The organism is Plantactinospora sp. ZYX-F-223, assembly GCF_039649625.1.
Taxonomy (GTDB): domain Bacteria; phylum Actinomycetota; class Actinomycetes; order Mycobacteriales; family Micromonosporaceae; genus Plantactinospora.
In genome coordinates this window covers 1-5304 of sequence record NZ_JBDJAV010000115.1, presented here as the reverse complement: position 1 = coordinate 5304, position 5304 = coordinate 1, and the positions used below count along the sequence as shown (strand labels likewise).

Annotated in this window: 3 rRNA genes; all 3 read left to right on the top strand. The window is 57.3% G+C overall.

Going from position 1 to position 5304, the window contains the following annotated elements:
- The first annotated feature begins 112 nt into the window (after window positions 1-112).
- Window positions 113-1628: ribosomal RNA gene (locus AAH979_RS42340) — 16S ribosomal RNA — on the top strand.
- A 346-nt stretch (window positions 1629-1974) separates the two neighbouring features.
- A 23S ribosomal RNA gene (locus AAH979_RS42335) occupies window positions 1975-5088 on the top strand.
- Window positions 5089-5182: 94 nt separating this feature from the next.
- Window positions 5183-5299 (top strand): 5S ribosomal RNA (gene rrf / locus AAH979_RS42330).
- Together the 16S, 23S and 5S rRNA genes form the textbook arrangement of a ribosomal RNA operon.
- Window positions 5300-5304: the final 5 nt, after the last annotated feature.

Sequence of the window (5304 nt, the reverse complement as noted above, 5' to 3'; positions counted from 1 at the left end):
GGTGTGTGGTTGTTCTTTGAGAACTCAACAGGGTGCTTGATAAGCCAGTGCCAAATGTTTGTTTGATTTGGCGACAAGTGTTTTTTGTTGCTGGGTTTTGATTCTCTAGTTTTTGTTGGAGAGTTTGATCCTGGCTCAGGACGAACGCTGGCGGCGTGCTTAACACATGCAAGTCGAGCGGAAAGGCCCTTCGGGGTACTCGAGCGGCGAACGGGTGAGTAACACGTGAGTAACCTGCCTCAGGCTTTGGGATAACCCCGGGAAACCGGGGCTAATACCGGATATTACCTGTCACTGCATGGTGGTGGGTGGAAAGTTTTTCGGCCTGGGATGGGCTCGCGGCCTATCAGCTTGTTGGTGGGGTGATGGCCTACCAAGGCGACGACGGGTAGCCGGCCTGAGAGGGCGACCGGCCACACTGGGACTGAGACACGGCCCAGACTCCTACGGGAGGCAGCAGTGGGGAATATTGCACAATGGGCGGAAGCCTGATGCAGCGACGCCGCGTGAGGGATGACGGCCTTCGGGTTGTAAACCTCTTTCAGCAGGGACGAAGCGTGAGTGACGGTACCTGCAGAAGAAGCGCCGGCCAACTACGTGCCAGCAGCCGCGGTAAGACGTAGGGCGCGAGCGTTGTCCGGATTTATTGGGCGTAAAGAGCTCGTAGGCGGCTTGTCGCGTCGACTGTGAAAACCCACAGCTCAACTGTGGGCTTGCAGCCGATACGGGCAGGCTAGAGTTCGGTAGGGGAGACTGGAATTCCTGGTGTAGCGGTGAAATGCGCAGATATCAGGAGGAACACCGGTGGCGAAGGCGGGTCTCTGGGCCGATACTGACGCTGAGGAGCGAAAGCGTGGGGAGCGAACAGGATTAGATACCCTGGTAGTCCACGCTGTAAACGTTGGGCGCTAGGTGTGGGGGGCCTCTCCGGTTCTCTGTGCCGCAGCTAACGCATTAAGCGCCCCGCCTGGGGAGTACGGCCGCAAGGCTAAAACTCAAAGGAATTGACGGGGGCCCGCACAAGCGGCGGAGCATGCGGATTAATTCGATGCAACGCGAAGAACCTTACCTGGGTTTGACATGGCCGCAAAACCTGCAGAGATGTGGGGTCCTTCGGGGGCGGTCACAGGTGGTGCATGGCTGTCGTCAGCTCGTGTCGTGAGATGTTGGGTTAAGTCCCGCAACGAGCGCAACCCTTGTTCGATGTTGCCAGCGCGTTATGGCGGGGACTCATCGAAGACTGCCGGGGTCAACTCGGAGGAAGGTGGGGATGACGTCAAGTCATCATGCCCCTTATGTCCAGGGCTTCACGCATGCTACAATGGCCGGTACAATGGGCTGCGATACCGTGAGGTGGAGCGAATCCCAAAAAGCCGGTCTCAGTTCGGATCGGGGTCTGCAACTCGACCCCGTGAAGTCGGAGTCGCTAGTAATCGCAGATCAGCAACGCTGCGGTGAATACGTTCCCGGGCCTTGTACACACCGCCCGTCACGTCACGAAAGTCGGCAACACCCGAAGCCCATGGCCTAACCCTTCGGGGAGGGAGTGGTCGAAGGTGGGGCTGGCGATTGGGACGAAGTCGTAACAAGGTAGCCGTACCGGAAGGTGCGGCTGGATCACCTCCTTTCTAAGGAGCACCTCCCGGCGAAGGTCGGGTAGGAGCCCGCGCTGCCCGGATGTGGTGGCGGGGTGCTCGTTGGCGGAGACACTGGCGAGTTCACGGCTGGCAACGGCTGACCATGGCGAGTACGGCCCTTTTTTGGGGGTGTGGAAAGTTTGGGTTGGTGCGGCTGGTGGTGGGTGTAGAGCATCCTGTTGGGTCCTGAGGGAACAACCTGTGTGGTTGTTGTCTCTGTCCAGGCATGGCCTGGCCTCGCATACCGGGTCCCTGTTGTGGGGGTTGCTGGTGTGGGGTTGTGGGTTGTGGGTTGGTCGTTTGTTGAGAATTGCACAGTGGACGCGAGCATCTTTGTGGTCAAGTTGTCAAGGGCGAACGGTGGATGCCTTGGCACCAGGAGCCGATGAAGGACGTGGGAGGCCGCGATAGGCCTGGGGGAGCTGTCAACCGAGCTGTGATCCCAGGGTGTCCGAATGGGGTAACCTGGCACCAGTCATGTGGTGTCACCTGCACCTGAATTCATAGGGTGTGTGGAGGGAACGCGGGGAAGTGAAACATCTCAGTACCCGTAGGAAGAGAAAACAATAGTGATTCCGTGAGTAGTGGCGAGCGAAAGCGGATTGAGGCTAAACCGGTTGCGTGTGATACCTGTCAGGGGTTGCGTGGTCGGGGTTGTGGGACTTCATGGGGAGAGCTGACACTCTTCCGGAGAGTTATAAAGCCAGTTGTTAGCTGAATGGTGTGGGAAAGCCAACCGTAGACGGTGATAGTCCGGTAGGTGAAAGCAGCTGGTCTCTCTTGTGGGTGTTCCCGAGTAGCGGCGGACTCCTGTAATCTGCCGTGAATCTGCCAGGACCACCTGGTAAGCCTAAATACTTCCTGGTGACCGATAGCGGACGAGTACCGTGAGGGAATGGTGAAAAGTACCCCGGGAGGGGAGTGAAATAGTACCTGAAACCGTTCGCCTACAATCCGTCGGAGCCTTTAGGGGTGACGGCGTGCCTTTTGAAGAATGAGCCTGCGAGTTAGTGGCATGTGGCGAGGTTAACCCGTGTGGGGTAGCCGTAGCGAAAGCGAGTCTTAATAGGGCGTGTAGTCGCGTGTTCTAGACCCGAAGCGGGGTGATCTAGCCATGGGCAGGCTGAAGCGTGGGTAAGACCGCGTGGAGGGCCGAACCCACCAACGTTGAAAAGTTGGGGGATGACCTGTGGTTAGGGGTGAAAGGCCAATCAAACTCCGTGATAGCTGGTTCTCCCCGAAATGCATTTAGGTGCAGCGTCGCGTGTTTCTTGCCGGAGGTAGAGCACTGGATGGTCTAGGGGCCCTACAAGGTTACTGAAATCAGCCAAACTCCGAATGCCGGTAAGTGAGAGCGCGGCAGTGAGACTGCGGGGGATAAGCTTCGTAGTCGAGAGGGAAACAGCCCAGATCGCCAGCTAAGGCCCCTAAGCGTGTGCTAAGTGGAAAAGGATGTGGGGTCGCATAGACAACCAGGAGGTTGGCTTAGAAGCAGCCATCCTTTAAAGAGTGCGTAATAGCTCACTGGTCAAGTGGTTCCGCGCCGACAATGTAGCGGGGCTCAAGTACACCGCCGAAGCTGTGGCATTCACATTTTAACTTCGCGATCACTTTTGGGTGGTTGTGCAGGTGTGTGGATGGGTAGGGGAGCGTCGTGCCGGGGGTGAAGCAGCGGGGTGACCCAGTTGTGGACGCGGCACGAGTGAGAATGCAGGCATGAGTAGCGAAAGAAGGGTGAGAAACCCTTCCGCCGGATGACCAAGGGTTCCAGGGCCAGGTTAATCCGCCCTGGGTGAGTCGGGGCCTAAGGCGAGGCCGAGAGGCGTAGTCGATGGATAACGGGTTGATATTCCCGTACCCGTGTAGGAGCGCCCGTGATGAACCTCGTTGTGCTAACCACCCGAACCTGCTGATGTCTTCGGACTGATGTGGGGGAGCGTGGGAACCTGGCGGGTAGTAGTCAAGCGATGGGGTGACGCAGGAAGGTAGCTGAGCCCGGCCGGTGGTTGTGCCGGGGTAAGCGTGTAGGCCGGTGTGTAGGCAAATCCGCACACCGTTAAGGCTGAGACGTGATGCCGAGCCGATTCAGGTGAAGTCAGTGATCCTATGCTGCCGAGAAAAGCCTCTAGCGAGTTCCGAGCGGCCCGTACCCTAAACCGACACAGGTGGTCAGGTAGAGAATACCGAGGCGATCGGGTGAACTGTGGTTAAGGAACTCGGCAAATTGCCCCCGTAACTTAGGGAGAAGGGGGGCCGGAGACGTGAAGCCCCTTTGCGGGTGGAGCGTTGTATGGCCGCAGAGAGCAGGGGGAAGCGACTGTTTACTAAAAACACAGGTCCATGCGAAGAAGTAATTCGATGTATATGGACTGACGCCTGCCCGGTGCTGGAACGTTAAGGGGACCGGTTAGCTCTTTCGGGGGCGAAGCTGAGAACTTAAGCGCCAGTAAACGGCGGTGGTAACTATAACCATCCTAAGGTAGCGAAATTCCTTGTCGGGTAAGTTCCGACCTGCACGAATGGCGTAACGACTTCCCCACTGTCTCAACCACAGGCCCGGCGAAATTGCAGTACGAGTAAAGATGCTCGTTACGCGCGGCAGGACGGAAAGACCCCGGGACCTTTACTATAGCTTGACATTGGTATCTGAATTAGCTTGTGTAGGATAGGTGGGAGCCGGTGAAGTCCATACGCCAGTATGGGTGGAGGCAATCTTGAAATACCACTCTGGTTGGTTTGGGTATCTAACTTCGGGCCCTTATCGGGTTCAGGGACAGTGTCTGGTGGGTAGTTTAACTGGGGCGGTTGCCTCCTAAAATGTAACGGAGGCGCCCAAAGGTTCCCTCAGCCTGGTTGGCAATCAGGTGTTGAGTGTAAGTGTATAAGGGAGCTTGACTGTGAGACTGACGGGTCGAGCAGGGACGAAAGTCGGGACTAGTGATCCGGCACTTGCGTGTGGAAGCGGTGTCGCTCAACGGATAAAAGGTACCCCGGGGATAACAGGCTGATCTTCCCCAAGAGTCCATATCGACGGGATGGTTTGGCACCTCGATGTCGGCTCGTCGCATCCTGGGGCTGTAGCAGGTCCCAAGGGTTGGGCTGTTCGCCCATTAAAGCGGTACGCGAGCTGGGTTTAGAACGTCGTGAGACAGTTCGGTCCCTATCCGCCGTGCGCGTAGGATACTTGAGAAGGGCTGTCCCTAGTACGAGAGGACCGGGACGGACGAACCTCTGGTGTGCCAGTTGTCCCGCCAGGGGCACGGCTGGTTGGCTACGTTCGGGAGGGATAACCGCTGAAAGCATCTAAGCGGGAAGCCTGCTTCGAGATGAGGTATCCCACCCCAGTGATGGGGGTAAGGCTCCCAGTGAGACGACTGGGTTGATAGGCCGGAGATGTAAGCCAGGTAACTGGTTCAGTTGACCGGTACTAATAGGCCGAGGACTTGACTACAAAGTTGCTACGCGTCCACTGTGTGATTCACAGCAAACGAACAACGAGGTTCCCCTCGTGTGGGTGGGGTTGTTGTTTGTGTTGTTGATAGGGTTACGGCGGTTATGGCGGAGGGGAAACGCCCGGTTACATTCCGAACCCGGAAGCTAAGCCTTCCAGCGCTGATGGTACTGCACTCGGGAGGGTGTGGGAGAGTAAGACGCCGCCGGACATCTT